Source organism: Novosphingobium sp. PhB57 (assembly GCF_004342985.1).
In the GTDB taxonomy this organism is placed as follows: Bacteria; Pseudomonadota; Alphaproteobacteria; order Sphingomonadales; family Sphingomonadaceae; genus Novosphingobium.
Genome location: NZ_SMBO01000001.1, coordinates 273,750 through 296,536 on the forward strand (window position 1 = coordinate 273,750; position 22,787 = coordinate 296,536).

24 protein-coding genes, 1 tRNA gene and 1 pseudogene are annotated in these 22,787 nt (G+C 64.8%); 17 read left to right on the forward strand and 9 right to left on the reverse strand.

Annotation, left to right across the window (positions count from 1 at the left end):
* The first annotated feature begins 101 nt into the window (after positions 1 to 101).
* Complete coding sequence (locus EDF58_RS01145) at positions 102 to 1,154, forward strand: phosphotransferase family protein (protein ID WP_132261963.1); 1,053 nt, start codon at positions 102 to 104, stop codon at positions 1,152 to 1,154.
* 42 nt (positions 1,155 to 1,196) lie between these two features.
* On the opposite strand, the gene EDF58_RS01150 is transcribed toward EDF58_RS01145, so the two are convergent.
* The 5 genes from EDF58_RS01150 to EDF58_RS01170 all read right to left on the reverse strand — a co-directional run bounded on the left by EDF58_RS01150 (position 1,197) and on the right by EDF58_RS01170 (position 5,778).
* A complete protein-coding gene (locus EDF58_RS01150; RefSeq protein WP_132261965.1) occupies positions 1,197 to 1,607 on the reverse strand; it encodes a GNAT family acetyltransferase in 411 nt (136 codons plus the stop codon).
* Between the two features lie 93 nt (positions 1,608 to 1,700).
* Complete coding sequence (locus EDF58_RS01155; RefSeq protein ID WP_132261967.1) at positions 1,701 to 2,900, reverse strand: amidohydrolase family protein; 1,200 nt, start codon at positions 2,898 to 2,900, stop codon at positions 1,701 to 1,703.
* 81 nt (positions 2,901 to 2,981) lie between these two features.
* Positions 2,982 to 4,166 (reverse strand): thiolase family protein, encoded by a 1,185-nt coding sequence (locus EDF58_RS01160; RefSeq protein ID WP_132261969.1) that lies wholly within the window; start codon positions 4,164 to 4,166, stop codon positions 2,982 to 2,984.
* The gene (locus EDF58_RS01165) at positions 4,163 to 4,561 is read right to left on the reverse strand and encodes a zinc ribbon domain-containing protein (protein WP_243654021.1); all 399 of its coding nucleotides are present in this window, start codon (positions 4,559 to 4,561) and stop codon (positions 4,163 to 4,165) included. Before EDF58_RS01165 ends, EDF58_RS01160 begins: the two co-directional genes overlap by 4 nt.
* A 2-nt stretch (positions 4,562 to 4,563) precedes the next feature.
* The gene (locus EDF58_RS01170) at positions 4,564 to 5,778 is read right to left on the reverse strand and encodes a CoA transferase (RefSeq protein WP_132261973.1); all 1,215 of its coding nucleotides are present in this window, start codon (positions 5,776 to 5,778) and stop codon (positions 4,564 to 4,566) included.
* Positions 5,779 to 5,919: 141 nt separating this feature from the next.
* On the opposite strand from EDF58_RS01170, the gene EDF58_RS01175 reads away from it, so the two are divergent.
* Entirely contained in the window at positions 5,920 to 6,972 is a 1,053-nt protein-coding gene (locus EDF58_RS01175; protein WP_132261974.1) for a phosphotransferase, read from the forward strand.
* Between the two features lie 12 nt (positions 6,973 to 6,984).
* Here EDF58_RS01175 and EDF58_RS01180 read toward each other — a convergent pair whose 3' ends face one another.
* Positions 6,985 to 7,707: a dienelactone hydrolase family protein gene (locus tag EDF58_RS01180; protein WP_132261976.1), complete on the reverse strand. Its 723-nt coding sequence runs from the start codon at positions 7,705 to 7,707 to the stop codon at positions 6,985 to 6,987.
* A 138-nt stretch (positions 7,708 to 7,845) separates the two neighbouring features.
* On the opposite strand from EDF58_RS01180, the gene EDF58_RS01185 reads away from it, so the two are divergent.
* The 5 genes from EDF58_RS01185 to EDF58_RS01205 all read left to right on the forward strand — a co-directional run bounded on the left by EDF58_RS01185 (position 7,846) and on the right by EDF58_RS01205 (position 12,571).
* Positions 7,846 to 8,595 (forward strand): TonB family protein, encoded by a 750-nt coding sequence (locus EDF58_RS01185; protein ID WP_207912784.1) that lies wholly within the window; start codon positions 7,846 to 7,848, stop codon positions 8,593 to 8,595.
* Between the two features lie 268 nt (positions 8,596 to 8,863).
* Positions 8,864 to 9,913 (forward strand): sugar phosphate nucleotidyltransferase, encoded by a 1,050-nt coding sequence (locus EDF58_RS01190; RefSeq protein WP_132261978.1) that lies wholly within the window; start codon positions 8,864 to 8,866, stop codon positions 9,911 to 9,913.
* A gap of 10 nt (positions 9,914 to 9,923) precedes the next feature.
* A complete protein-coding gene (locus tag EDF58_RS01195; RefSeq protein ID WP_132261980.1) occupies positions 9,924 to 10,739 on the forward strand; it encodes a class I mannose-6-phosphate isomerase in 816 nt (271 codons plus the stop codon).
* Between the two features lie 3 nt (positions 10,740 to 10,742).
* Positions 10,743 to 11,204 carry a DUF2721 domain-containing protein gene (locus EDF58_RS01200; RefSeq protein WP_243654022.1) on the forward strand — a complete coding sequence of 154 codons (462 nt, stop codon included), beginning with the start codon at positions 10,743 to 10,745 and terminating at the stop codon, positions 11,202 to 11,204.
* 80 nt (positions 11,205 to 11,284) lie between these two features.
* Complete coding sequence (locus EDF58_RS01205; RefSeq protein WP_132261982.1) at positions 11,285 to 12,571, forward strand: MFS transporter; 1,287 nt, start codon at positions 11,285 to 11,287, stop codon at positions 12,569 to 12,571.
* A 111-nt stretch (positions 12,572 to 12,682) separates the two neighbouring features.
* Here the strand turns inward: EDF58_RS01205 and EDF58_RS01210 are convergent, their stop codons facing one another.
* Entirely contained in the window at positions 12,683 to 14,443 is a 1,761-nt protein-coding gene (locus tag EDF58_RS01210) for a fatty acyl-AMP ligase (protein ID WP_132261984.1), read from the reverse strand.
* A 151-nt stretch (positions 14,444 to 14,594) separates the two neighbouring features.
* Here EDF58_RS01210 and EDF58_RS01215 point away from each other — a divergent pair, with 151 nt between their 5' ends.
* The 4 genes and pseudogenes from EDF58_RS01215 to EDF58_RS26275 all read left to right on the forward strand — a co-directional run.
* On the forward strand, positions 14,595 to 15,140 hold the full coding sequence (locus tag EDF58_RS01215) for a RecX family transcriptional regulator (protein ID WP_132261986.1): 546 nt from the start codon (positions 14,595 to 14,597) through the stop codon (positions 15,138 to 15,140).
* A gap of 39 nt (positions 15,141 to 15,179) precedes the next feature.
* A complete protein-coding gene (locus EDF58_RS01220) occupies positions 15,180 to 15,659 on the forward strand; it encodes a DUF192 domain-containing protein (protein WP_132264019.1) in 480 nt (159 codons plus the stop codon).
* A gap of 52 nt (positions 15,660 to 15,711) precedes the next feature.
* A complete protein-coding gene (locus EDF58_RS01225; protein ID WP_132261988.1) occupies positions 15,712 to 16,119 on the forward strand; it encodes an NADH:ubiquinone oxidoreductase subunit NDUFA12 in 408 nt (135 codons plus the stop codon).
* Between the two features lie 260 nt (positions 16,120 to 16,379).
* Positions 16,380 to 16,562: pseudogene (locus EDF58_RS26275) on the forward strand (DUF2155 domain-containing protein); the annotation flags it as partial.
* Between the two features lie 35 nt (positions 16,563 to 16,597).
* On the opposite strand, the gene aat reads toward EDF58_RS26275, so the two are convergent.
* The gene (gene aat / locus EDF58_RS01235) at positions 16,598 to 17,434 is read right to left on the reverse strand and encodes a leucyl/phenylalanyl-tRNA--protein transferase (protein WP_207912786.1); all 837 of its coding nucleotides are present in this window, start codon (positions 17,432 to 17,434) and stop codon (positions 16,598 to 16,600) included.
* 223 nt (positions 17,435 to 17,657) lie between these two features.
* On the opposite strand from aat, the gene EDF58_RS01240 reads away from it, so the two are divergent.
* The 4 genes from EDF58_RS01240 to nusG all read left to right on the forward strand — a co-directional run bounded on the left by EDF58_RS01240 (position 17,658) and on the right by nusG (position 20,462).
* Positions 17,658 to 17,733 (forward strand) — tRNA-Trp (locus EDF58_RS01240).
* Between the two features lie 253 nt (positions 17,734 to 17,986).
* Entirely contained in the window at positions 17,987 to 19,516 is a 1,530-nt protein-coding gene (locus tag EDF58_RS01245) for a hypothetical protein (protein ID WP_243654023.1), read from the forward strand.
* Positions 19,517 to 19,700: 184 nt separating this feature from the next.
* A complete protein-coding gene (gene secE / locus EDF58_RS01250) occupies positions 19,701 to 19,895 on the forward strand; it encodes a preprotein translocase subunit SecE (RefSeq protein ID WP_086493495.1) in 195 nt (64 codons plus the stop codon).
* Between the two features lie 30 nt (positions 19,896 to 19,925).
* A complete protein-coding gene (gene nusG, locus EDF58_RS01255) occupies positions 19,926 to 20,462 on the forward strand; it encodes a transcription termination/antitermination protein NusG (protein WP_132261990.1) in 537 nt (178 codons plus the stop codon).
* A 90-nt stretch (positions 20,463 to 20,552) separates the two neighbouring features.
* On the opposite strand, the gene EDF58_RS01260 is transcribed toward nusG, so the two are convergent.
* The gene (locus EDF58_RS01260; RefSeq protein ID WP_132261992.1) at positions 20,553 to 21,266 is read right to left on the reverse strand and encodes a GNAT family N-acetyltransferase; all 714 of its coding nucleotides are present in this window, start codon (positions 21,264 to 21,266) and stop codon (positions 20,553 to 20,555) included.
* A gap of 250 nt (positions 21,267 to 21,516) precedes the next feature.
* Between EDF58_RS01260 and rplK the strand changes: the two genes are divergently transcribed.
* Positions 21,517 to 21,948, forward strand: coding sequence for a 50S ribosomal protein L11 (rplK, locus tag EDF58_RS01265; protein ID WP_021232774.1), 432 nt, complete (start codon positions 21,517 to 21,519; stop codon positions 21,946 to 21,948).
* Between the two features lie 4 nt (positions 21,949 to 21,952).
* Positions 21,953 to 22,654, forward strand: coding sequence for a 50S ribosomal protein L1 (rplA, locus tag EDF58_RS01270; protein ID WP_132261994.1), 702 nt, complete (start codon positions 21,953 to 21,955; stop codon positions 22,652 to 22,654).
* The last annotated feature ends 133 nt before the right edge of the window (positions 22,655 to 22,787 follow it).

Here is a 22,787-nt window from a genome sequence, read left to right on the forward strand (position 1 = left end):
GCAGGTCCGTTCACGCGCTTGACCCTCTCCCCCTGTCGCTCTATCAATTTTAGCGAAAATAAATTCGCTATTTAGAATTTAGCGATTGGGGAGAGTGCTGGATGTCGGACGTGATCGTCGCGCCGGAAACCCGTGACCTTGCGGAACTGGGAACCCTTCTGGCGGAATGGCTTGCCGGCAAGTTGCCCGATGCGAGCGATGTCGAAGTCCACAATCTCGCCTATCCGCGGGGTGCGGGGCAAAGCCACGAGACGATCCTGTTCGATGCACGCTGGATCGAGCAGGGCCGGGCGCGGGAGCAGGGCTGCGTCGTCCGGATCAAGCCGGGCGGCTTCACGGTCTTTCCCGATGACCTGTTCGTGCAGCAGTACCGGGTGATGGACACCCTGGCGCGCGGCGAAAGCGTGCGCGTCGCCCGGCCGCTCTGGTTCGAGGAAGACGCGGCGCTGCTTGGCAAACCGTTCTTCGTGATGGAGCGCAAGTCCGGGCAAGTGCCGGTTTCGATCCCCCCTTACGCGCGCGAGGGTTGGCTTCGGGATGCGGCGCCGGAGCAGCGCCGCGTGCTCTGGCGCAATGCCGTGGAGCAGCTCGCTGCCGTTCAGCGGGTGCCGCTGGCGGGGCTGGATTTCCTGGCAGGACCAGCTGGCGAGCGGGGGCTGGAGCAGGAATGGAACAAATACTTGCGCTTCGCCCGCTGGCTGCAGGAAGTCGAGCCGCTCCCAGTGCTCACCGAGGCGCTGGACCGTCTGCGATCGTTGTGGCCGTCCAACCGGCCCGAAGGCCTGGTCTGGGGCGATGCGCGGATCGGCAACATGATGTTCGATGAGAACTTCGATGTGGTGGCCGTCATGGACTGGGAGCAGCCTTCGCTGGGCGGCGCGCTTCACGATTTGGCCTGGTTTTGCGTCATTGCCGACACCATGCATGGTCCCGGCTTGACTTACGGCGCGCCGCTGGAAGGCATGGGCAGCCGCGAGGAAACCGTCGCGCTCTGGGAGGAGCTTACCGGCAAGTCGGCGGCCGATCTCGAATGGTACGAGGATTTCGCCAGGTTCAAGATGACCTGCACCGGTATCCGCCTCGGGCATTTGCGCGGCACCCGGATCATGGATGAGGCAGCCATGGCGCGGCGGCTGAAAGTGCATGCCGCGTAAGGTGTCCGGCGCCCGTCTTCGGGGCGCCGCGCGTCGGCAGGGTCAGAACCGCTTGCCCAGACTGATGCGGTCCTCCACCGCGTAGCCTAGAGCCTCGTAGAAGGCCACTACGGCCGCGTTCGTCGACCTGACCTGAAGGTTTATCTTCGCGCAATTCATCGCCAGCAAGGCTTGCTCGGCATGGCGGACAAGCCGGGTGCCAAGGCCGCCGCGCCGGCTGTCACCGCGCACCGCGACCGAGTAGAGCCATCCCCGATGCCCGTCGTAACCGGCCATGACGGTGCCGGTAACGCTCTCACCGTCACAGGCCACGAACAGCCGTTCGCCTTGCACGGCAAGTTTTGCGGGAATGGCGATTTCCGCCCGGTTCGCAGGCGGATCGTGAGGGAAGGCCTCTTCCCACAGGGCTTTCACACCGGAGAAGTCCTCATCGCGGTAAGGCCGAATTTCCATGGCTGCTCCTCGTCGCCCGGCCAAGAGCGGCCGAAGCCGCTTATGACCGTTCGAGCGGCAGGAGGGAACCGCGGGTAGTCGGCGCGCCAGCGTTCAGGAAAGCGCCAGCATCCGGCGGCAGTTGTCATGGACGATGGCCCGCACATCCGCTTCCGGGACACCTTCGAAGTCGCGCAGGATCACCTCGCGCGAGCGGGGGAAGGTGGTTTCGGAATGGGGATAGTCCGAGGACCACATGATGTTGCGTCCGCCCGGCAGGTCGCGGTTGAGAATGCCTGCCCGGTCCTGGATGAACGAGCCGAACAGGTTGTGATCCATGTACCAGCTTGGCGGATTCTTCAGGGGCGATTCGGTCCAGAAACGTTGCTTCTCCCAGGTCCGGTCGTTGTATTCGGCATACCATGCAAACCAGCCCACGCCGCTTTCCATCGATCCTACCCGCAGCGCGGGGAAGCGGTCGAAGACGCCGTTGTAGATGAGGATGCCGATCGGCTCTGCCATGGCCAGCTTGCTCATCGGCATGTCGGGCAGGAAGAACTGCTTCTCCCCGAAGCGGGGAACGCGCGCGCCGAGGTGGAATGTGGCAACAAGGTCATGGTCGCAGAGCGCGGCCCAGAGGCGGTCGAACTCCGGCTGGTAATATTGCAGGCTCCCCTTGGGGTCGCCGGTGAGTGCGGAGACCTGCCCGGATTTCAGCGCCGCAACGCCCGAACTTGTGTTCCAGGCATCGGGGTTCTGCGGGAAGGCGGGAAGGTTGATCGCCCGGAAGCCCTTGCCTGCCAGGCGGCGGACATGCTCCACCGTCTCGTCCACGTCGCGCATCGGCACGTAGCCCACGGGGAAGAGGCGCTCCGGCGCGGCGGAGCAGAAGTCCAGCACCCAGTTCTGGTAGGCTTCATAGCTGGCGATGTAGAGTTCGTTGTCGAACGAGCCGAGCGGGCCGCCGCCGAACAGCAGCGCGGCATCCATGCCGTCGGCGTCCATGTCGGCAAGCCGCGTGGCCGGATCCCAGACCTTGCGCTGGTCGGCAAGGCGGCCCTTCATCTTGAAGTTCTGTCCGTCGCGCCCGGCCTGGTTGTTGATCATCATGAAAGGCCGGCGATTGCCCTCGAAGCAGATGTAGTCTCCGTCCTCGCCATGCTCGATGAACGGTGCGCGGTCCTTGAGGTGCGCGGGGAGGTAGTCCTTCCACATGTCATGCGGCGGATCGATGTGGGCATCGGCGTCGAAGATCGGGCCGTAAGGCCAATGGGTCACGGCCTTGGCGCCGATGGCTGGATCAGCCTCGCTCATCTCCCAACTCCTCTCATTAATTCGTTATTGTGAATGAAGTATCGATATAACGAACTTAAGAGTCAAGTATCGCCAGCCCCGTCAGTCCCGTCGCAGGAGCATCGCGCCGTATCCGTAGCCCCCATTGGAAACGATCGCGTTGCGGGCACCGGCTACCTGCCGTTTGCCGCCGCGCTGCCAGAGTTGCACGCAGGCTTCATGGATATGGCCATAGCCATGGAGACGCCCGGCGGAGAGCTGGCCGCCTCCGGTGTTAAGCGGCAGTTCTCCGCCCAGTCCGATCCGCGAACCGCCTTCGGTGAACCGGCAGGCCTCTCCGCTTGGCACCAGCCCCAGCGCCTCCAGCCACAGCCAGACGAAGATCGAGAAGCCGTCGTAGATCTGCGCACAGTCGATCCGGTCCGGCGTCAGGTCGGTGCGGGACCACAGCATTTCGCCGGCGCGATGGGCGGCGGGCAGGCTGGTGAAGTCGCCTTCGTGCCGTCCGGTCCACAGGCCCCCGACCGCCATGCCCATGGCCTCGACATGGAGAGGCGGATTGCGCAAGTCGGCGGCGGCATCGCGGTGCGAGAGCACCAGCGCGGTAGCGCCGTCGACATGGGCATCGCAGTCGTAGAGCCGGAGCGGCGAAGAAACCACGCGGGAGGCGAGGTAATCGTCCAGCGTGATCGGCTCGCGGTAGATGGCGGCGGGATTGAGCGCCGCATGGGCGCGGCTGGTTACGGCGATGGCGCCAAGCTGCGCTTCGTTGGCGCCATAACGGTCGAAATAGGCCTGGGCATAGAGCGCGAAAGTGTTGACGGGCGAAACGGCGCCGAATGGGACGGTCCAGGCATTGTTGCCCTCCACGCGGTCCCTGCCGCCGGACAGAAGCGTGGAGGCGCGGGCCTGCCGCCGGGCGCTGGCCTGGGCGACGGTGCGAAACACCACGACATGGCGCGCCAGACCGCAGGCGATTGCGGTCACGGCGTTGAAGATCGGCGCCATGTGGCTGAAGCCTTCGGAGGAGGCGAGGATCCAGCGCGGCGTAATGCCCAGAACTTCGGCGGCTTCCGAGGGGCTGACCGGGGCAATGCCGCCGCCTTCCGCGGACTTGCCCGGATAAGTGGCGATCCCGTCGATCTCCGCAACGGACAGCCCGGCGTCGGCAATGGCGGCAAGGCAGGCATCGGCGGTGAGTTGCAAGGCGCTGCGTTGCGATGGCCGCGCGACTTCGGATTGGGCCGCGCCGGTTATGCAGACGCTTTTCTCGGGAAGCGGGATCACGACGCCTCCGGCCGGAACATCGGCAGCCAGACATCGTCCTGCTGCTCGAAAGCGACTGTCACCGGAAGCCCGCGCCGTGCCTCTTCGATCGGGGCCTTGAGGTTGGTGAAGACGTAGAGCCCCGCCTGTTCGGCCAGTTCGACCGCGGCGAAGACGAAGGGAACGGCCATATCGGGCAGCCAGGCCTCACGGTTGACGGTATAGCTGGCGATGCGTCCTCTGCCTGAGACCGGCTCCGGTGAGACCGTCTCGCTGCCGCAGGAGGCGCAGCGGGGCAGAGGCGGGTGCTGCCACTGCCCGCAATCGGCGCAGTGCTGAATGCGCAGTCTGCCGTCGGCACCCGAAGTCCAGAAAAAGGCGGTATCCGGTTCGAGGCGGGGGAGCTTTGGTGCCACGCTCAGAACACCACACCCTGGACTTTGAGGTCGATGATCTCGTCCTCGCCGTAGCCGAGGCCGGCCAGGACGGCATCACTGTCGGCGCCCAGTTCGGGCGAGCGGGTGGAGGGCAGCGGCGTCCCTTCGAACAGGATGGGTACCGAAACCATCGGCAGGCTCCTGCCATCGCCCGCGGGGACCTGCTTGAGATAGCCGTTTGCCTGGACCTGCAGGTCGTCAGCGATTTCGCCCACGTCCTGCACCACGTCCCACTGGCCGTCCTGCCGGGCGAGGATTTCCTTCCATTCCGCCAGCGGTCTGGAAGCGAAGAGGGCGGTCATGGCGGCAAGGCAGTCCGTCAGATTCTCGCGTCTGGCCGCGCTGTTGGCAAAGCGCGGGTCTTCGGCCAGGTCCGGTCGGCCTGCCACGTCGCAGAACCGCGCCCAGTAGCGATCCGCCTGCAGCATGCAGAGCGCCACGAAGCGCCCATCGCTCGTGCGGTAATTGGCGACGAGCACATTGTGCGGCCGCGCCGGATCGGGCCGGGCGAACTTGCGCAAGCCATCTGCGGTGGCCTGGCAGATCGACCGCTGCTGCGACCACAGCGCTGCGCCCAGCAGCGAAACGTCCACTTCGCCCGCTTCGCCCGTAAGCGCGCGCCGGGCGATCGCGGCGCAGACTCCGCCGGCCAGCATGGCGCCTGACAGGGTATCGCCGAAGGCCGGTCCAGGCGGGCCGACAGGTTGCACGGCATTCTCCCCCGTGAGCGACGAGGCAATGCCGCCGCGCGCCCAGAACGTGATGGCATCGTAGCCGCCCTTGTCGCTCTCCGGTCCGTTGGGGCCAAGCGCGCTGCCACTGGCATAGATCAGGTTGGGAAAAGCGGCGCGCAGCGTCTCCGCATCGATTCGCATGGACCGGCGCGCCGGGGGCAGCAAGTTGGTGAGGAACACGTCGGCCCCCTCCAGCAGCCGGTCGAGCACGGCGCGCCCAGCCTCCTGCTTGAGATCGAGCGTCACCGAGCGTTTGCCGCGATTGTAGCTCTCCCAGGAGTAATCGAACGCGCTTTCCGCGCCACCGAGAGAGACGATCTTGAGGCCGCGCAGCGGATCACCGCTCGGCGGCTCGATCTTGATCACTTCCGCGCCCAGGTCGGCGAGCATCCCGCCGCATGCCGGCACGAAAGCCCACATCGCCACTTCCACGACCTTGATGCCTTCCAGCGGCCTGCCCATCGTTGCAACTCTCCCGACATCGCGCCCTGCCAGACTCGACTGGACCGGACTTCGCAGGCGCGATAAATTCTCTATTGCGAATTATGTACCGAAATAGAGAATTGGACAAGCCGGACTCGACCGGCATCGGGAGAACAGGACATGCCGGATGCTCTTACACGCGAAGCACCCCGACTGGTCTCGGCCGAAGTACCGGCCACGCTGGCGGCCGCGCTCGCGCCCGCGTGGCTGACACAGGTTCTGGGGCGGACCGTACGCAGTGCCGAGGCGGTGGAAGTGATCCGCACCGTTGCCACCAAAGTCCGCTTTGTCGTGACATTCGAGGATGGCGGGCAGGGCGCCTATTGCCTCAAAGGCCTGCTCGATGTGGACGAGATGACGGCGCGGGGTGGGCCGACTTGCGTGCTCGAGGCCGATTTCTACGGCAGGCTGGCCCAGTTCGTCGATTGCACCGTGCCTGATTGCATCGCCACCGTGATCGATCGCGAGCGGCAGCAGGCGGTGACCGTGATGCGCGATCTCATCGTCCAGGGGGCGGTGTTTTGCTCCGCGCTCGACAGCTTCTCGGCAGACGACGCGCTGTCCAGCCTGGGCCAGATCGCGCATCTCCATGCTCGCAGCGCGGTGTTGACGGAGTTTACCTGGATCCGCCCCCGTCTCTCGCAACTGGCCGAAATGCGCTATGTTACGCCCGAGACCTTGCAGGAACTTCTGGACGGGCCGCGCGGAGACGGCCTTCCGCGTTCGGTGCGCGATGCCCCGCGTCTGATTGCGGCGTTGAAGGCGCTGGCCGCGCGCGATGCGTCACGGCCGCAGTTCCTTGTTCATGGCGATGCTCATGCGGGGAACGTGTTTCGCTGGAACAGGGGCATGGGGCTGATCGACTGGCAATTGCTCCAGCACGGCGGCTGGGCGCTGGACGTGGCCTACCACATCAATGCCGTCCTGCCCCCTGCTCTGGCCGAGGCCGAGGAACGGCACCTGCTCCGCGAATATCTGGCGATGATGCGCGGCCATGGCCTGACGATGCCTGACGAGGACGAGGCCTGGCTCCAGTACCGGGAAGCGGCGATCTATGGCTTCTATCTTTGGTCCATCACCCGAAGGGTCGATCCGCCGATCATCGTCGAGTTCGTCGATCGCCTCGGGAAAGCCGTGGCACGGCACGAGAGCCATGCCCTGTTGGGGCTGTAGAACGTTCCAGCGCTAACCAGGCTGGCCGCCGATGGTCTCCGACAGGAGCGCCCGCGTGCCTGCCCAGGCGATCCGGTGTGCCGTCCGGTCGTAGACGATGCCCGGTGCGAAGCCGTCGTGGTCGGGGTCCATGAAGGCGTGCCGCGCCTTGGCGAAGAGAGTGAATTGGTAGTCGGCCCCCGCGGCATCCATTTCCGCCTGGAGTGCGTCCGCGTCCGGCCTTGGCGCGTAGGGATCGTCGCCGCCCGTCCACACCGCGACGCGGGCACTGACGATCCCGGGTTGCGCCGGTGCATGGGTGGTCAGCAACCCGTGAAAACTCGACACTGCCCGCACGGCCGCCCCGCTGCGCGCGAGTTCGAGAACGCACTTGCCACCGAAGCAGTATCCGAGCGCGGCCATGCGGTGTGGATCGACACCGTCAAGCTCGCGCACATGTTCGAACCAGGCCAGGACCCGGCCGCGAAGCCGCGCCGGTTCTGCCATGAGCGCCGCGAATCCCTGGCCTGCCGTTTGCGAAGAGGTCATGTCCACCTCCTCGCCATAGACATTGGCGTGAACCACGAGATAGCCCGCATCGGCCAGTTCCTCCATGGCCGCATCGAAACTTGGGCTGGGCCCCGTGGCGCCCGGAAACATCAGGATAGTGCCGCCATTGGGCAGGTCCACACCCCTCGCCAGGCGCCCGTTCATCGCCGTGCCCTCGTGATGACATTGCGTTGCCTCGAAGCCCATGTCGTTTCCTCTTCCGTCGCCCAGCGTTGTCGGCAGGGCGAATTGTTGTTCGCATAGGAGAATGCCCCGATCTCCGCCGACTTGTCAAAACGCTCGCCGGGGTTGTCAGGGCGTTGAACGCCATGGCATCCCACCGGCATGAGCGGAGCCGATCTTGAGCCGGGGCGGCGAACGCGGCTGGCGGCGATTCTGCTGGTGGCGGCGCTCCACGTTGCGGTGATCCTCGTGCTGATCCGCGCTTTTACGCCGCAATTGGCCACGACGATCATGGGGTCGCTGACCCGGGCGTTCGACGTCCCGCTCGATCCGCCTTCCGCACCCCCGAGTCCGGCGACGACGCCGGCATCGCATACCTCGCGCGTCCGGGAAGAGGGCGCGGCCGGGGCGCCCGCCAAGCGCGCAGAACCTCGTGTCGTGGCGGCTCCCAAGGCGGCCGTGACTCTCAAGCCAACCCAGGCGCCGCAGGTGGCCGGTCAAGGGACGCAGAACGCTTCAGGCGCCGGACTGGAAGGCGCCGGCACGGGAGGTTCGGGCGCCGGGGCTGGCCCCGGTTCCGGGGCAAGCGGTGCTGGAACCGGAGGCGGCGGGGGAATTGCCGCCAAACCGGTGAAGATCGCCGGAGACATCAATTCCGCCCTCGACTATCCCCGCAAGAGCAGGGACCTGCGCCTGGGAACGCAAGTCGTCGTCGCGCTTCGGGTCGGTACGGATGGCCGGGTGAAAGGGTGCCGGGTGGTCCAGGCCAGTCCGGATGCCGAAGCCGATCGCATAACCTGCCGGCTCGCGGCGGAGCGTTTCCGCTTCAAACCGGCGCAGGATGCCAGCGGCAATCCGGTCGAGGCGGATTATGGATGGAGGCAGCGATGGTTCCTCAAGACCGCGCCGTAAGCGAATATAACGGGGGATCTTTCCATGCGGCGCAGGGGTGGTTCGGTTGGTCTTGTTGTGCGAAGACGAGCGCTGGAGTGGGAGCTAGTGTTCTAAATGGGCGGTAGCCGTTCGATCATGAGTCATGGAGGCGCGCTTGCGGCAAAGCTCGAATGCGCCACTGCAGGAGTGAATGATGAAGTCTGACTGGATCGATACTGTTGCGTTGGTGGAAGGGGCAGCTATTAGCGCGCCAGAAAATTCCCTTTCCTTTCGCACTGCGAGTAACATGCCTGAAATCGTACCTGTCATTCTCTGCGGCGGTAGTGGGACCCGACTCTGGCCGCGTAGCCGCGCTGCCATGCCCAAGCCTTTTCTGCCATTGATCGGCGATTCCACGCTTTTCGAAGCGACTGTGGCCCGTTGCCCTGCTGCTGGTGGATTCTCGGCGCCGGTCGTGGTTACTGGAACACGGCACCTCGCCCATGTCGAAGCTCAGCTTCGCGGGATAGAAGGCGCTGCGGTGATCGTTGAGCCGGCAGCGCGCAATACCGCCGCCGCTATCGCGCTCGCTGCCTGCCGTCTTCCGGATGATGCCGTGATGCTCGTCTGCCCCAGCGATCACCACATCGCGCGGCCGGAAGTCTTCGCCCAGGCAGCCTGCGCTGCCGCCGATTTGGCAACTGAAGGCTGGCTCGTGTCGTTCGGCATCGAAGCCACAGCGCCGGACACCGGCTTCGGCTATCTCAAGCGCGGCGAGGCTATCGAAGGCCATGAGATGGCCTTCCGTACCGCCCAGTTCGTCGAGAAGCCGGATATCGAGCGCGCCAGGGCATTCCTTGCGGAAGGAAACTACGCCTGGAATGGAGGCATCTTCGCTTTCCGCGTGGGCGACTTCATGGCTGAGCTTGCCGCGCATCGTCCGCAGATCGCCGCGAAAGTGCGCGAAGCGGTCGAGAAGGGCGCGGAGGACGGCCACCGCTTCCACCCGGACGCCGCCACTTTCGCCGAAGTCGAAAGCGATTCGGTGGACTATGCGGTCATGGAAAATACCCGCCGTGCCGCATTGGTGCCCGCCGACATGGAATGGTCGGACATCGGCAACTGGCAGGCCCTGCACGATGCGCTCGTACGGGACGAACACGGCAATTCCGTGCGCGGCAGCGGCGCGGTCGAGATGGTCGATTGCCGCAACGTGCTGGTCGACAGTGACGGGCCGCGGGTGTCGGTGATCGGGCTGGAAAACGTGATCGTGGTCATCGACGGCAACGATGTGCTGGTCACGACCGTTGACGGTGTGCAAAAGGTCGGAAAGCTCTCCGGAGCCGTGAACCAGTAAGGAACTATCGATGACTGCTGCACTGCCGATCCGCCAGGTTGAAAAGCCCTGGGGCAAGGATGTGCTGCCGGCGCCGTTCAAGGCGCCCGAGGGCGCGCGGATCGGAGAGATCTGGTTCGAGCCTCCGGCCGGGCTGCCGGACTTGCTGGTGAAGTACATCTTCACCAGCGAGAAACTCTCCGTGCAGGTCCATCCCACCGATGCGCAGACTGAGGCAAAGGGTCTGGGACGGCAGGGCAAGGAAGAGTGCTGGCTGATCGTCGATGCAGAACCCGGCGCGACGCTGGGGATCGGCTTCGATGCCCCCATCGGCGCAGACAAGATGCGCGAGGCCTCCCTCGACGGCTCGATCGAGGAACTCATGACCTGGCACGAAGTGGTGCCGGGGGACTTCTTCTACATCCCGGCCAATACCGTTCATGCCATCGGCGTGGGCGTCAGCCTGATCGAAGTGCAGCAGAACAGCGACATTACGTACCGGCTCTATGACTATGGCCGGCCGCGTGAACTTCATCTGGATGACGGCATGGCCGTCGCCAAGGGCGAGGTCTATGACCTGGCGCACTGGCACAAGCGCGTTCCGGTCGAAGGCAGTGCCGTGCTGGTGGACGGCCCGCTGTTTCTACTCGACCAGGTCCACGGACGGCCGACCGCCGAGATCGCCGCGCGCTATCCCGATGCCCTTCTAATCATTCCGCGCGAGGGCATGTTCACGGTCGCCGGCGATTCCATCGCTCCGGGTGGCTGCGCGCTGGCAAAGTCGCTGGATCTTGTGGAATTTCCGGAAGACGGCGTTTGCCTTCTGGCGAGGGCCTGTGCAGGCTGAGGCGTGTTCACGACAGACAACGCCATGATCGTCCAGACCATTCAATTGGCCCTCACGCCGGTTTTCGTGCTGGTGGCCATAGGCAATATCCTGAACATCCTGTCCACCCGGCTCGGCCGGGTGGTAGACCGTGCGCGCTATCTTCAGGAGCGCCATAACCAGACGGATGGCGCGGAACACGACATGGTCGTGCTGGAGATCAGACTGGTAGACAAGCGCATCTCGATCATCACCAATGCCATCCGCTTCATGGTGCTGTCGGGTCTGTGCATCGGCACGACTGTCGCCGTGCTGTTCCTTCAGGGGCTGGCGGGACTGGACATGCACGGTGCAGCGGCGATCATCTTCCTAGCCTCGATCGTGCTCCTGCTGGTGGCCTTGCTGCTGTTCCTGCGCGAAACCCAGGTCGCCAAGGAAGCGCTGAGCATTCCGCGCGATTATCTGGAACTGCACCGCAAGATCTGACTCGCCGCGGCGAGGGTTATCGTCCTGGCGATTGGCGTTTTTTCCGATCCCTCTAGTCTGGAGGGCGAGGGAGAGACGCCGTGGAAGAGCCGAAAGAGCCGACGCAGGCCCAGGAATGGAAGACGGGCTGGACCCTTGTCCTGGCCGCCTCTATCGGGTTTTCCTTCCTCTCCGTGCTGCTTGCGGGGACCGGCCTGTTCATGGAGCCGCTCTCGCGCGAGTTCGGATGGAGCCGGTCTCTGCTTTCGGCGGGGCCGGGCATCGCCACGTTCACCAGTGCCGTGCTTTCGCCGTTCTACGGCGTCCTGATCGATCGGGTCGGCTCGCGGCGGTTGGCGCTGCCGGGTATCGTGGCCGTCATGGGCTCGACTTGCGCCTTTGCATTGGCCAACGGGTCGCAGGTGCAGTGGATTGCCCTGTGGCTGATCTTCGGGCTCCTGATCACCACGATCAAGTCGACGATCTGGACCGCTGCCGTCGCCGGTGTGTTCATGCGCGGGCGGGGACTGGCGCTTGGTTGCACGGTTTCTGGCACGGCCCTGGCGCAGGCTATCGTTCCGCCCCTGGGCAATTTCCTGATCGAGGAAGTGGGTTGGCGAGGGGCGTTCGTCTGGTTCGGACTGGGCTGGGGCGGCGTTTCGCTGCTGCTTTGCTTCCTGTTTCTCTACGACGCGCACGACCGCGCGACACGCAGCGGCAAGGCGCCCGGTCCTCGGTCGAGCGCGCATCTGCCCGGGCTTACGCGGCAGGAAGCGTTGCGCAGCCGGCCGCTCTGGCAAGTGGCGATCTCGACATTCGTGATCATGCTGCTGACGATCGGCCTCAGCATTCATCTTTTCCCGATCCTCACCGAATCGGGCATCAGTCGAGGCAGTGCGGCCTGGCTTACTTCATTGACCGGCGTGGCAGGCATCGTCGGCAAGCTCGCGACCGGGGCGCTGCTCGACCGCTACCGGCCCAACTGGATCGGGGGACTGACGATGGGGGTCACCGCGGTGACTTTCTTCCTGCTGACGGTAGCGATGAATTCCACCGTGGCGATCGTATTCGCCTTGCTGGTCAACGGCTACGCGGCAGGCACCAAGATGCAGATCTGCGCCTATCTGACCGTCGGCTATGCTGGAATGCGCCATTTCGGCGCGATCTATGGGCTGATGTCGGCGCTGGTGGCCCTGGCTTCGGGACTGGGGCCGCTCGTGGCAGGGGCGATCTACGACGGCTTCGGGGGCTATGAGCCCTTCCTTTGGGCGGGAACCGTGGGATGCCTGCTGGGTGGGTCGTTGCTCGTCACGCTTCCGGCTTATCCGAATTGGGCGGAGGCAGACCGAGAGGATATCGGCTCAGGCGACCGAGTGACGGCGCGCTGACGGAAAGGCGCGGATCCCGGGACAGGCGCTGAGCAGATGACGGGCTGAAACGAGAAGGACCGGAAAAGCGCATGCGCTTCCCGGCCCTTCGATCGATTGCTGAACCCGGCTTCAGGCGGCGAGCTTGAAGGGCTCGATTTCACCCGAAAGGTAGAGCTTCTTGGCCTTGGCGCGGCTGAGCTTGCCCGAGCTGGTGCGGGGCAGGCTCTTGGGCGGAACGAGTTCCACCACGCAGTTCATGCCGGTGATCGAGCGCACCTTGTCGCGGATCAAGTCGCGCAGTTCCACGCGCTTCACCGGATCGGAAACGCGGCAATGGACCAGCACGGCGGGCGCTTCTTCGCCATTGTCCATTTCCACCGAGAAAGCGGCGATGTCACCATGGTTGAAGCCCGGCAGCTGTTCCACGGCCCATTCGATGTCCTGGGGCCAGTGGTTCTTGCCGTTGATGATGATCATGTCCTTGGCCCGGCCGACGATGAACAGGTAGCCATCGGCCATGTAGCCCATGTCGCCGGTGTCCAGCCATCCGTCGACGAGGCACGCCTCGGTCGCTTCGGGATCGCGGAAGTAGGAGTGCATCACGCTGGTGCCGCGGCACCAGACCTTGCCGATCTGGTGGTCCGAGAGGCTTTCGCCGTTTTCGCCGCGGATCACGACTTCCATGTCGAGCACGGGCTTGCCGCAGTTGACGATGGCGCGGTAGCGCGCCGGGCGGCTGAGGTCGCGCGGGCTGCCCGAAAGGCGTTCTTCCTCGACCAGTTCCACGCGGATGCCTTCGCCCGGCGGCATGATGGTCACGGCCAGGGTCGCTTCGGCCAGGCCGTAGCTAGGCAGGAAGGCCGAAGCCTTGAAGCCCGCGTCGGCAAAGGCATTCACGAAGCTCTGCATCACGTCGGGTCGGATCATGTCCGCGCCGTTACCGGCGAGGCGCCAGCGCGACAGGTCGAAGCGATCGGAGACCGGGCTCTGGCTGGAGATGCGGCGGGCGCAGATGTCGTAGCCGAAGGTGGGCGAATACGAGATCGACGTGCCCTCGTTGCGGGTGATCATGTCCAGCCATGCCAGCGGGCGGCGGGCGAAATCTTCCGTCTTGAGGTAGTCGCCCGAGACCTGGTTGGCGATCAGCGAGAGGAAGCAGCCGACCAGGCCCATGTCATGGTACCAGGGCAGCCACGAAATGCAGCGGTCGCCTTCGGCCAGTTCCATGCCGTGGCTATGCGCGGCCAGGTTCGACATGAGCGAACGGTGCGTGACCGCCACGCCGTGGGGGAAGCGGGTCGAGCCGCTGGAGTACTGCAGATAGCAGATGTCGTCCGGGCTGGCCTTGGGAAGCGCCACGACCGGCGCGTCCTTTGCCGCGAAGTCGGCCCAGGTGGCATGGTCGCAGCCCTGGCGCTCGGCGGCCTTGGCGGTCATTTCGGCGATTTCGTCCGGACCGACCAGGAGCATCGGGTCCGAGCTGGAAAGCTGGACCGAGAGCTGCTCGATATAGTTGTCCTTGCCGCCGAAGCTGGTGGGCAGCGGCAGGGGAACGGGCCAGGCGCCCGCATAGACCACGCCGCAGAAAAGCGATGCGAAATCGGCGCCGGTTTCCGCGATCAGGGCCACGCGATCGTTCGGCTTCACGCCGCGCGCGATCAGCGCATGGGCCACCTTGATCGAATCCGTGCGCAGTTCGCTGAACGGATAGACGTGTTTCAGCGTGCCGCGTGGATCGTGGAAATTGAAGCCGCGCTGACCCTGCGCCGCATAGTCCAGCGCATCGCCGAAGGTGTCGAAATCGGCAAAGCGGCGGGCAAGCGCATCCTGGTTCGGGGTGGCGACAAGTGCTTCGCTCGCTCGCGGCACCACGTTGATGGTGTCGTTCATTTCGTTCTAACCCGTTGTTGTTATACCGTTTATTCTCACCGGAACCCCGCGCTATTATCCGGTCTTACCTGAACCGGACATAGCAATTCCGCACGACGTGGTTCCGTGCGCTCTCCCCAATCCGAGCCGACTGTGGCACGAATAGGGCAAGATGTCCGAGAACCGTCGCAATCCGCAACCCCTGACCGAGGCCCGCCTGGAAGAATTGGCGCTGGCCTATGTCGCGCGTTTCGCCACGACGCAAGGGAAGCTGCGCGATTATCTGCAGCGCAAGCTCCGCGAACGGGGCTGGGATGGGGAAGGGCGGCCCGATCTGGAGGCGATGATCGGCCGCTTCGTAGAGAAGGGCTATGTCGACGACGCGGTCTGGGCGCGGATGAAGGCCGGCAGCCTGTTGCGACGCGGTTATGGCGCGCGCCGGGTGGGCGAGGCGCTGGGCCATGCCGGGCTGGACGAGGACTTGCGCGCGGAAGTGCGGCCCGATGCCGCGGCGGAGCGACGTGCGGCGCTGGTGCTGGCGCGGCGTCGGCGCTTCGGCCCATTCGCCGCGGAAGTGCCGGACCGGCCGCTGCGCGAAAAGCATCTGGCGGCGATGCTGCGGGCAGGGCACCGGCTCGACATTGCCCGGCGTATCGTCGATGCCTCCGATGCCGAGGATGCGGAGCAATGGGCCGAGTCCGACACGGGAGACTATTGAGTGCGTCCGATCCGCCAACTGCCTGCCTTGTTCGCCTGCATGCTGGTTTCCGGCGCGGTCCTGTCAGCGACGGGGTGCTCCCGGAGCGCGGGCGAGGCTGCCGGCGCCGTTCAGGCCAAGACGGCGATCCATCCGGTTTCCGGCCTGCCGGTGATTCCCCTGGTCGTTCGCGCCTCGGGCAAGGCGCATGGTTTCGAAGTCGAAGTGGCCCGCAGCGAAGCCGAGCAGGCCAAGGGGCTGATGTTCCGCACCGAAATGGGCGCGGACGAGGGCATGATCTTCCCCCGCAAGGCACCGGCTCCGGCCGCCTTCTGGATGCGTAACACGGTGATTCCGCTCGACCTGCTCTTTATCGGGCCGGATCGCCGCATCCTCAACATAGCCGCGAATGCCAGGCCTTACGACGAAACGCCGCTGCCTTCCGCGGGTCCGGTGATCGCCGTGCTCGAGCTGAACGGGGGGCGTGCGGCGCAGCTGGGGATCGCGCCGGGCGACGAGGTCTCGTGGAAAGCGCCTTAAGTTGACGGCAAGGCCCTTGGCATCGGCTGCGAACAGCGCTAACGCGCGGCTCATGGGAATCCTGTCCAAGATCTTCACCTGGTGGGACGGCGCCACCATTGGCACCTCGCTCTGGAGCTCGCGCAATGGCGAGCACGTCGGCACCGACGCGCAGGGCAACAAGTACTTCCGTTCGAAGTCCGACAAAGTGCGGACTACCGAAGGGTACGAGCGCCGCTGGGTGATCTATGCGGGCGCCAACGACGCCAGCAACGTGCCGTCCGAATGGCACGGCTGGCTGCATCACTCCTATGACGGCGTGCCGGAAAGCCACCTGGCTCCCGCGCGCATCTGGGAAGTGGACTACACCCCCAACGCCACCGGCACCGCAACCGCCTATCGCCCGCAGGGCGCGCTGGAGCGGGGCGGCAAGCGTGCCCCCGCCACCGGCGACTACGAGGCCTGGTCTCCGGAAGCCTGAGGGGCGCTGCGGTGATGCGGGCTCCTCTCGGCCGGACCGTCGCTTTTGCGCCGGCGCTTGTCCTGTCGCTCCTTGCAGGATGCGGCAAGGGGGAGCCGGCGCCTGAAGTGCAGGACACCAGCGTTCCCGATGCGATCGCCGGGATGCAGGCGGGGCCGGCGCAGGCTGCCAAGGGGCAGCAGATCGGTACACCGAACAAGGACCGCGTCGTCACGCTCGGCGTGCTCAACAAGCGCAACAACCTCACGCAGGACCTGGTGATGAAGCCGGGCGAGGCACGCCGGATCGGCAACCTCGTCGTCAAGGTCGCCACTTGCGAGAAGTCGCTTCCCTGGGAGCAGCCGCAGGAGGAGGGCGCCTTCGTCCAGGCTTTCGTCGAAGAGCGCCGCGGCGCGGCCGAGAAGCTGGGATGGCACAAGGTCTTCTCGGGCTGGCTGTTCAAGAATTCGCCGGCGCTCAACGTCGTCGAGCATCCGGTCTACGACGTCTGGGTCAAGAGCTGCGCGATGAACTTCCCCGGCGAGGAAGCGCTGCCGTCTTCGGCGCCTTCCGCCAGGAGCGCTGCAAAGGCCACGGGCAGCGCCAGCGCCCCGGCCTCTTCGTCTGCAGCGGCCCCTTCGCCCGGCGCGACATCTTCCGCCGCGCCGGCGCCCGCGACCATCCCCGAAGCCGCGCCCGAGGACTGAGCTTCCTGGAGAAGCGTCAGGTAGCGCTTCTGCGGCATTTCCACGGCACCTAACGAGGCCAGGTGCGGCGTCATGAACTGGCAGTCGAGCAGGCTGACACGGCCCCGGCGCAGCGAAGCGACCAGATAGGCCAGCGCGACTTTCGACGAATCGGTCGCGCGCGAGAACATGCTTTCTCCGCAGAACACCCGGTCGAATCCCACGCCGTAGAGTCCCCCGACCAGTTGGCGGCGATCGTCCGCATCGTGCTGCCATACCTCCACCGAGTGGGCGTGCCCCAGGAAGTGCAGGTTCTCGTAGCTGGCCTGGATACGGTGGCTGATCCAGCTGCCGCTTTCGTCTTCACCATCCTCGCCGGCCTTTTCAGCGACCTGGCGCGGTGCGGCGCAGGCTTCCATGACTTCGGAGAAGGCCGCATTGCAGGTTACGGAAAACCGCTCCCGGCGCAGCGTCCTCGCCAGCGAGTGGGACAAGTGGAATCCACCGAGCGGCAGGATCGCGCGGAGACGCGGCTCGATCCAGAAGATCTCCGGGTCGTCCCGGCTGTCCGCCATGGGGAAGATCCCGCTGCGGTAGGCGAGCATGAGGAGTTCCGGCTCGATCATCGAGGGTGAGCGGGGCGCGTGCATGGTCCTGCCGTGAATTCCTGATCTGAAAGGCCGATCCCAAATCCGGGGCCAACCGGAAAAACGCGTGTTCGGAGCGCTTTGCCCCCATCCCGAAATCCCGGGAATCCTCGTGTAACCTGGGGTCCCAGCCCCGTAAAATGCAAGGGCGGGAAATAACTTGTCATCATGCCCTGTAACCCTCTTGTAATCCTCTCCTTCTCCTTCTAGAGGCTCCTTCGCCCGCAGGAGTGTAGCTCAGTTGGTAGAGCATCGGTCTCCAAAACCGAGGGCCCACGGTTCGAGTCCGTGCACTCCTGCCAGCTTTTTTCGAAAAGCGTTGAGGCACTTGCCAAGCGCCCGCTCCGGATATTTTCGGAGGCGGGCGTTTCGCGTATTATGCTGCAATTGCGATAAACGGAAAAGCACGATAGCGTGCTGCCCCATACGCGGTCTTGTCATTCGCGTCGCTGCGACTAGACAGCCGCGTTTGGCGAATCGAGCCCATGCACGATTTCGATCGGCGGCTCCGGCCAAGTACGTTCGGGGGCTTTCTCGAGAAAGAAACAGGCGCTGATGCACGGAACTGCGCGACCGCAGGCGGAACAGATCGGACTGAACAACGGCAGGTGGCGTGCCCTTTGGCAGCGCCTTGCCGAGTTGCTGGGCCAGGACAGGGCGCTTGTCCTGGGCGTTGTCCTGTCGGCTGTTGCGGCCCTGCCGGCGCTGGTCGCCTGGGCGCCGCAGATGACGGATTATCCCTCGCACCTGGCCGGTTACAAGGTTGCGCTGGACCACGGCGCAGACCCTTATCTGACGCGCTATTTCGTGTTCAACTGGGAATGGACCGGCAATCTCGGCGTCGAGCTGCTGATGGTGCCGATGGCGCCGATCTTCGGGCTGGAACAGGCCGGGCGAATCATCGTGGCGATGATTCCCTTCCTTTCGGGCCTGTCGATCGTGGCGGCCTGCCGTTCGCTGGGCCGCAAACTCGGGGTCGGACCGATCCTGGCTTTCGCGATGATCTGGTCGCCCTCGCTGCTGATGGGCTTTCTCAACTATTCGCTGTCGCTGGCGCTGGGGCTGTTCACGTTCGCCCTCTGGGTGAAGCTTGAGGACCGCCCCTGGCGCTGGGCCGTCATGGTGCCGATCGGTTTCGTGGTCTGGCTTTGCCACGTTTCGGGCTGGGCAGTGATGGGCGTGCTCCTGTTCGGCTACGAATGGAGCCGCCGGAGCAGCTGGCTGGACTGGCGCCCGTTCCTCAAGCCCTGGCCGCTGATCTTCCCGCTGCTGCCGATGCTGATCGGCATGGGCGCGAATTCAAAGGTGTCCTACGGGCGCTACGTGCTCGATTACAAGTGGGGCATCCTCTACAAGTCGATGCGCAGCTTCGATTTCTACTTTGATATCATCAGCCTGGATCTCGTGCTGGTGGCGCTGGGCTATGCGCTGCTGCGCAAGCGCATCGATGGACGCTTCGGCTGGGCGGCGCTGATTCTGTTGATGCTGACGCTCGTGGTGCCGCGCCAGATCTTCGGCGGCGACTATGCCGACTACCGTTTGAGCACCACGGCGCTGCTGGTGGCCTGCCTTGCGATCGATCTGCCGATCCGGCGCTGGATGGTCGTGGCTGCGGCCTCGCTGTTCCTTTCCCGCACGGCCGTGACGACCGTGGTCTGGTACGAGGACGCGCAGACCGCCCGCCAGCTGATCGCTGCGCTCGACCAGGTGCCCGAAGGCGCCCGCGTGGCCACGGCCGTGGCGATTCCACGTATCCAGTGGCGGTTCGGCCCGTTCGAGCACTTCGGCTCCTATGCCGTGGTGCGTCGCAGCGCGATGGAGAATTCCAACTTCGCCCTGCCGAACGTGCACATGCTCTCCATGCGCGACTTGTCCTACCGCTTTGCCGATCCGAGCCAGCGCATCCTCTATTCGCCGCGCCAGCACATCGACTTGCGCAAGTTCGGCCCTGCGCGCCATGCCGAGTATCTCTGGTATATCGGGCGGATCAAGCCGGTGGCGCTGCCCGACGGGGCGCGCATTCTCTACTCCAGCCCGAACTCGTTCCTGGCCCGGCTGGCCGATCCCGCGGACCCTTCGTCCTAGGTTTACGGAGCGGTTCGCCAGACCTTGCAAATCGAGCGGGCCGGGGCTAAGTCGGCGTTTCCTTCCGACATGAGGATCGCATCTGCCCCTCCCGGCCACGGCCGGGGCGGCGATGGCCCCTAGCCGGAAGCCGAGACTTATTTTTCTGCTCAGGCAGCAGGCAAGAGACGCGAGAACGACAGTCATGGCCAAGACCAGTCCCGGCGAATTCATCCGCCAGGTGCGTACGGAAACCTCCAAGATCTACTGGCCTTCGCGCCAGGAGACGGTGACGACGGCAATCTTCGTCGGCATCATGACGGTCTTTCTCGCGGTGTTCTTCCTGGGGATCGACGCACTGTTCGGCTGGGTCGTCAGCTCGATCCTGTCGCTGCTGTGATCGCCTGAACTAGCTTACGAAGAGAGATCCATGGCCCGCTGGTACATCATCCACGCTTATTCCGGCTTCGAGAACAAGGTAAAGGAATCCATCCTCTCGGAAGCCGAGCGGATGGGACTTTCGCAGCTCGTCGAGGACGTTCAGGTTCCGCACGAGACCATCACTGAGGTCAAGCGCGGCAAGAAGGTTCAGACCGAACGCAAGACCATGCCGGGCTATGTGCTCGCCAAGCTCGCGCTGAACGACGACGTCTACCACCTCGTCAAGAACACCCCGAAGGTCACCGGCTTCCTGGGTTCCAGCGGCAAGCCGCAGGCAATCAGCGAGACCGAGGCTGCCCGTTACTTCGGCGCCGCCGAAGCCGCCGCTGCCGCGCCGCGCAAGACCGTCAGCATCGATTACGAGATCGGCGATTCGGTGAAGGTCCTCGATGGCCCCTTCGCCAGCTTCAACGGCATCGTCGAGGAACTCGATTTCGACAAGAACAAGGTCAAGGTGTCGGTGTCGATCTTCGGCCGCGCCACGCCGGTCGAGCTGGACTTCGAACACGTCGAACTCAGCAAGTAATCGTCGGCAAGAAAACGAAAAAGGCCGGGCATCTCGCCCGGCCTTTTTCGTTTCTCCGCCTGGTTTCGATCTGGCCTACGCGCCGCCGTTTCAGCCTGGCGGCGCATAAACGGTGAAGCGAACCCGTGCGCGTTCGGCGAAGCCCAGCCTGCCGTAGAGCGCCAGGGCCGTCTCGTTATCGGCATAGCTGTGGAGCAGGGGCCGCTGTCCCGAAGCCCGAATCGCGCCGGCCACGCGGCGTGAGAGCAAGGCGGCGTAGCCCTTGCCGCGACCGTCGGGATGGGTGCAGACCCCGCTGACTTCCACATGCTCTGCCGTGCGTACGCGCTGACCGGCCATGGCCAGCAGGCGGCCGTTCTCGCGAATGCCCCAGAAGCGACCGAGGTCGCCCGTGCGCTCGGCAAAGGGTCCGGGTTCGGTCAGCAGCGCGAGTTCCAGCATGTCCGGGTAGTCGCTCTGGCCGAGCGGAACGGTGCGCGGATCGCTCTCGGCGCGGGCGATCTCCTCCACGGCGGCGGCGTTGCTTTCGTCGAACAGCAGTTGCACGCCCTCTGCGCTGCGAAGGATCTCGGTGCCCGGAACCGGGAGGTCCTCGACCATGCCGACAAGGCCGAGTGCGGCGAGGCCGGTGGTGCGGACCAGTTCGCCAAAGGCTTCGAGGCTTTCCGGCGAAAGATCGCGAAGTGCGGCAAGCGGGCCGATCGAGGGATGGAAGCGCTTTGCCCGGTCGTTGCCGATGGAGAAACGGGCCTGTTCACCGGACAGTGCCGCCCAGATGAGATTGTCGAGTTCGTTGTCTGCCATGATGCCGCAGCCTATGGGAGCAAGATCGGCCATCATCAAGGTCAGGCGTCAGCAGGATCAGGCGCCAGCAAGATCGGGCGGCGAATTGCCGAAACCGGCGCTTTCCTTTTCGAACGATATGGTTTAGGGGCGCGCCCTTCGGATTGGCCTCGTGCCGCCCGATTCCCTGCGGGAGGATGCTCCGGCACCCGTAAAACCGCTAAACATGAGCATCTGCCCGGCAGGTGCGAAAGTGTGAAGGAGTGGCCACATGGCCAAGAAGATCGAAGGTTACATCAAGCTGCAGGTCAAGGCCGGCAGCGCCACGCCGTCCCCGCCGATCGGCCCTGCGCTGGGTCAGCGCGGCGTGAACATCATGGAATTCTGCAAGGCGTTCAATGCCGCCACGCAGGAGCTCGAAAAGGGCATGCCGATCCCCACCATCATCACGGTGTATGCGGATCGCAGCTTCACGTTCGTCACCAAGACCCCCCCGGCGACCTTCCTCATCAAGAAGGCCGTGAACCTGAAGTCGGGCTCCAAGGAGCCGGGCAAGATCAGCGCCGGTACCGTCAAGCGCTCGCAGCTTGCCGAAATCGCCCAGGTCAAGATGGCCGACCTCAATGCCAACGACATTGATGCCGCCACCAAGATCATCGAAGGTTCGGCCCGCGCGATGGGCCTCGAAGTGGTGGAGGGCTGATTCCATGGCCAAGGTGACCAAGAAGCAGAAGTCGCTGACCGAAAAGCTCGGCGACAACCTCAAGCACTACCCCGTCGCTGACGCGCTGCAGACCCTGCGCGACCTGAAGACGACCAAGTTCGACGAAACCGTCGAAGTCGCGATGAACCTGGGCGTTGACCCGCGTCACGCCGACCAGATGGTTCGCGGCATGGTTTCGCTTCCGGCCGGTACCGGCAAGACCGTTCGCGTCGCCGTGTTCGCCAAGGGCGACAAGGCTGCGGAAGCTCTCGCCGCCGGCGCCGACAAGGTCGGTGCGGAAGACCTCATGGACGACATGCAGGCCGGCAATCTCGACTACGACCGCGTCATTGCCACCCCGGACATGATGGGCGTCGTCGGCCGTCTCGGTAAGCTGCTGGGTCCGAAGGGCCTGATGCCGAACCCGAAGCTCGGCACGGTTACCCCGAACGTCACGCAGGCCGTGAAGGACGCCAAGGGCGGCCAGATCGAGTTCCGCGTCGAAAAGCAGGGCATCATCCACGCCGGCATCGGCAAGATGTCGTTCTCGGACGCCGACCTGCTGACCAACTTCAGCGCGTTCGTCGATGCGATCGTCAAGGCCAAGCCCTCGGGCTCCAAGGGCAAGTACGTTCGCAAGATCTCGCTTTCGTCGTCGATGGGCCCCGGCCTGAAGATCGACACGACCGAGATCGCCGGCGCCTGATAGGCACCTGATCCTTCGGGATCATGCGAAACGGATAGAAGGGCCGGAGGGAAACCTCCGGCCCTTTTTCGTTGTGGCGATCCCGCAGCCTCGCGCCCCCGCTTGCGCGGAGAGGCGCGCCGGTGTATTTCGT

Coding starts and splice junctions, on each gene's coding strand:
- EDF58_RS01145 (WP_132261963.1), top strand. CDS start 102: ATGTCGGACGTGATCGTCGCGCCGGAAACCCGTGACCTTGCGGAACTG.
- EDF58_RS01150 (WP_132261965.1), bottom strand. CDS start 1,607: ATGGAAATTCGGCCTTACCGCGATGAGGACTTCTCCGGTGTGAAAGCC.
- EDF58_RS01155 (WP_132261967.1), bottom strand. CDS start 2,900: ATGAGCGAGGCTGATCCAGCCATCGGCGCCAAGGCCGTGACCCATTGG.
- EDF58_RS01170 (WP_132261973.1), bottom strand. CDS start 5,778: ATGGGCAGGCCGCTGGAAGGCATCAAGGTCGTGGAAGTGGCGATGTGG.
- EDF58_RS01175 (WP_132261974.1), top strand. CDS start 5,920: ATGCCGGATGCTCTTACACGCGAAGCACCCCGACTGGTCTCGGCCGAA.
- EDF58_RS01180 (WP_132261976.1), bottom strand. CDS start 7,707: ATGGGCTTCGAGGCAACGCAATGTCATCACGAGGGCACGGCGATGAAC.
- EDF58_RS01185 (WP_207912784.1), top strand. CDS start 7,846: ATGAGCGGAGCCGATCTTGAGCCGGGGCGGCGAACGCGGCTGGCGGCG.
- EDF58_RS01190 (WP_132261978.1), top strand. CDS start 8,864: ATGCCTGAAATCGTACCTGTCATTCTCTGCGGCGGTAGTGGGACCCGA.
- EDF58_RS01195 (WP_132261980.1), top strand. CDS start 9,924: ATGACTGCTGCACTGCCGATCCGCCAGGTTGAAAAGCCCTGGGGCAAG.
- EDF58_RS01210 (WP_132261984.1), bottom strand. CDS start 14,443: ATGAACGACACCATCAACGTGGTGCCGCGAGCGAGCGAAGCACTTGTC.
- EDF58_RS01215 (WP_132261986.1), top strand. CDS start 14,595: ATGTCCGAGAACCGTCGCAATCCGCAACCCCTGACCGAGGCCCGCCTG.
- EDF58_RS01220 (WP_132264019.1), top strand. CDS start 15,180: ATGCTGGTTTCCGGCGCGGTCCTGTCAGCGACGGGGTGCTCCCGGAGC.
- EDF58_RS01225 (WP_132261988.1), top strand. CDS start 15,712: ATGGGAATCCTGTCCAAGATCTTCACCTGGTGGGACGGCGCCACCATT.
- aat (WP_207912786.1), bottom strand. CDS start 17,434: ATGCACGCGCCCCGCTCACCCTCGATGATCGAGCCGGAACTCCTCATG.
- EDF58_RS01245 (WP_243654023.1), top strand. CDS start 17,987: ATGCACGGAACTGCGCGACCGCAGGCGGAACAGATCGGACTGAACAAC.
- secE (WP_086493495.1), top strand. CDS start 19,701: ATGGCCAAGACCAGTCCCGGCGAATTCATCCGCCAGGTGCGTACGGAA.
- nusG (WP_132261990.1), top strand. CDS start 19,926: ATGGCCCGCTGGTACATCATCCACGCTTATTCCGGCTTCGAGAACAAG.
- EDF58_RS01260 (WP_132261992.1), bottom strand. CDS start 21,266: ATGGCAGACAACGAACTCGACAATCTCATCTGGGCGGCACTGTCCGGT.
- rplK (WP_021232774.1), top strand. CDS start 21,517: ATGGCCAAGAAGATCGAAGGTTACATCAAGCTGCAGGTCAAGGCCGGC.
- rplA (WP_132261994.1), top strand. CDS start 21,953: ATGGCCAAGGTGACCAAGAAGCAGAAGTCGCTGACCGAAAAGCTCGGC.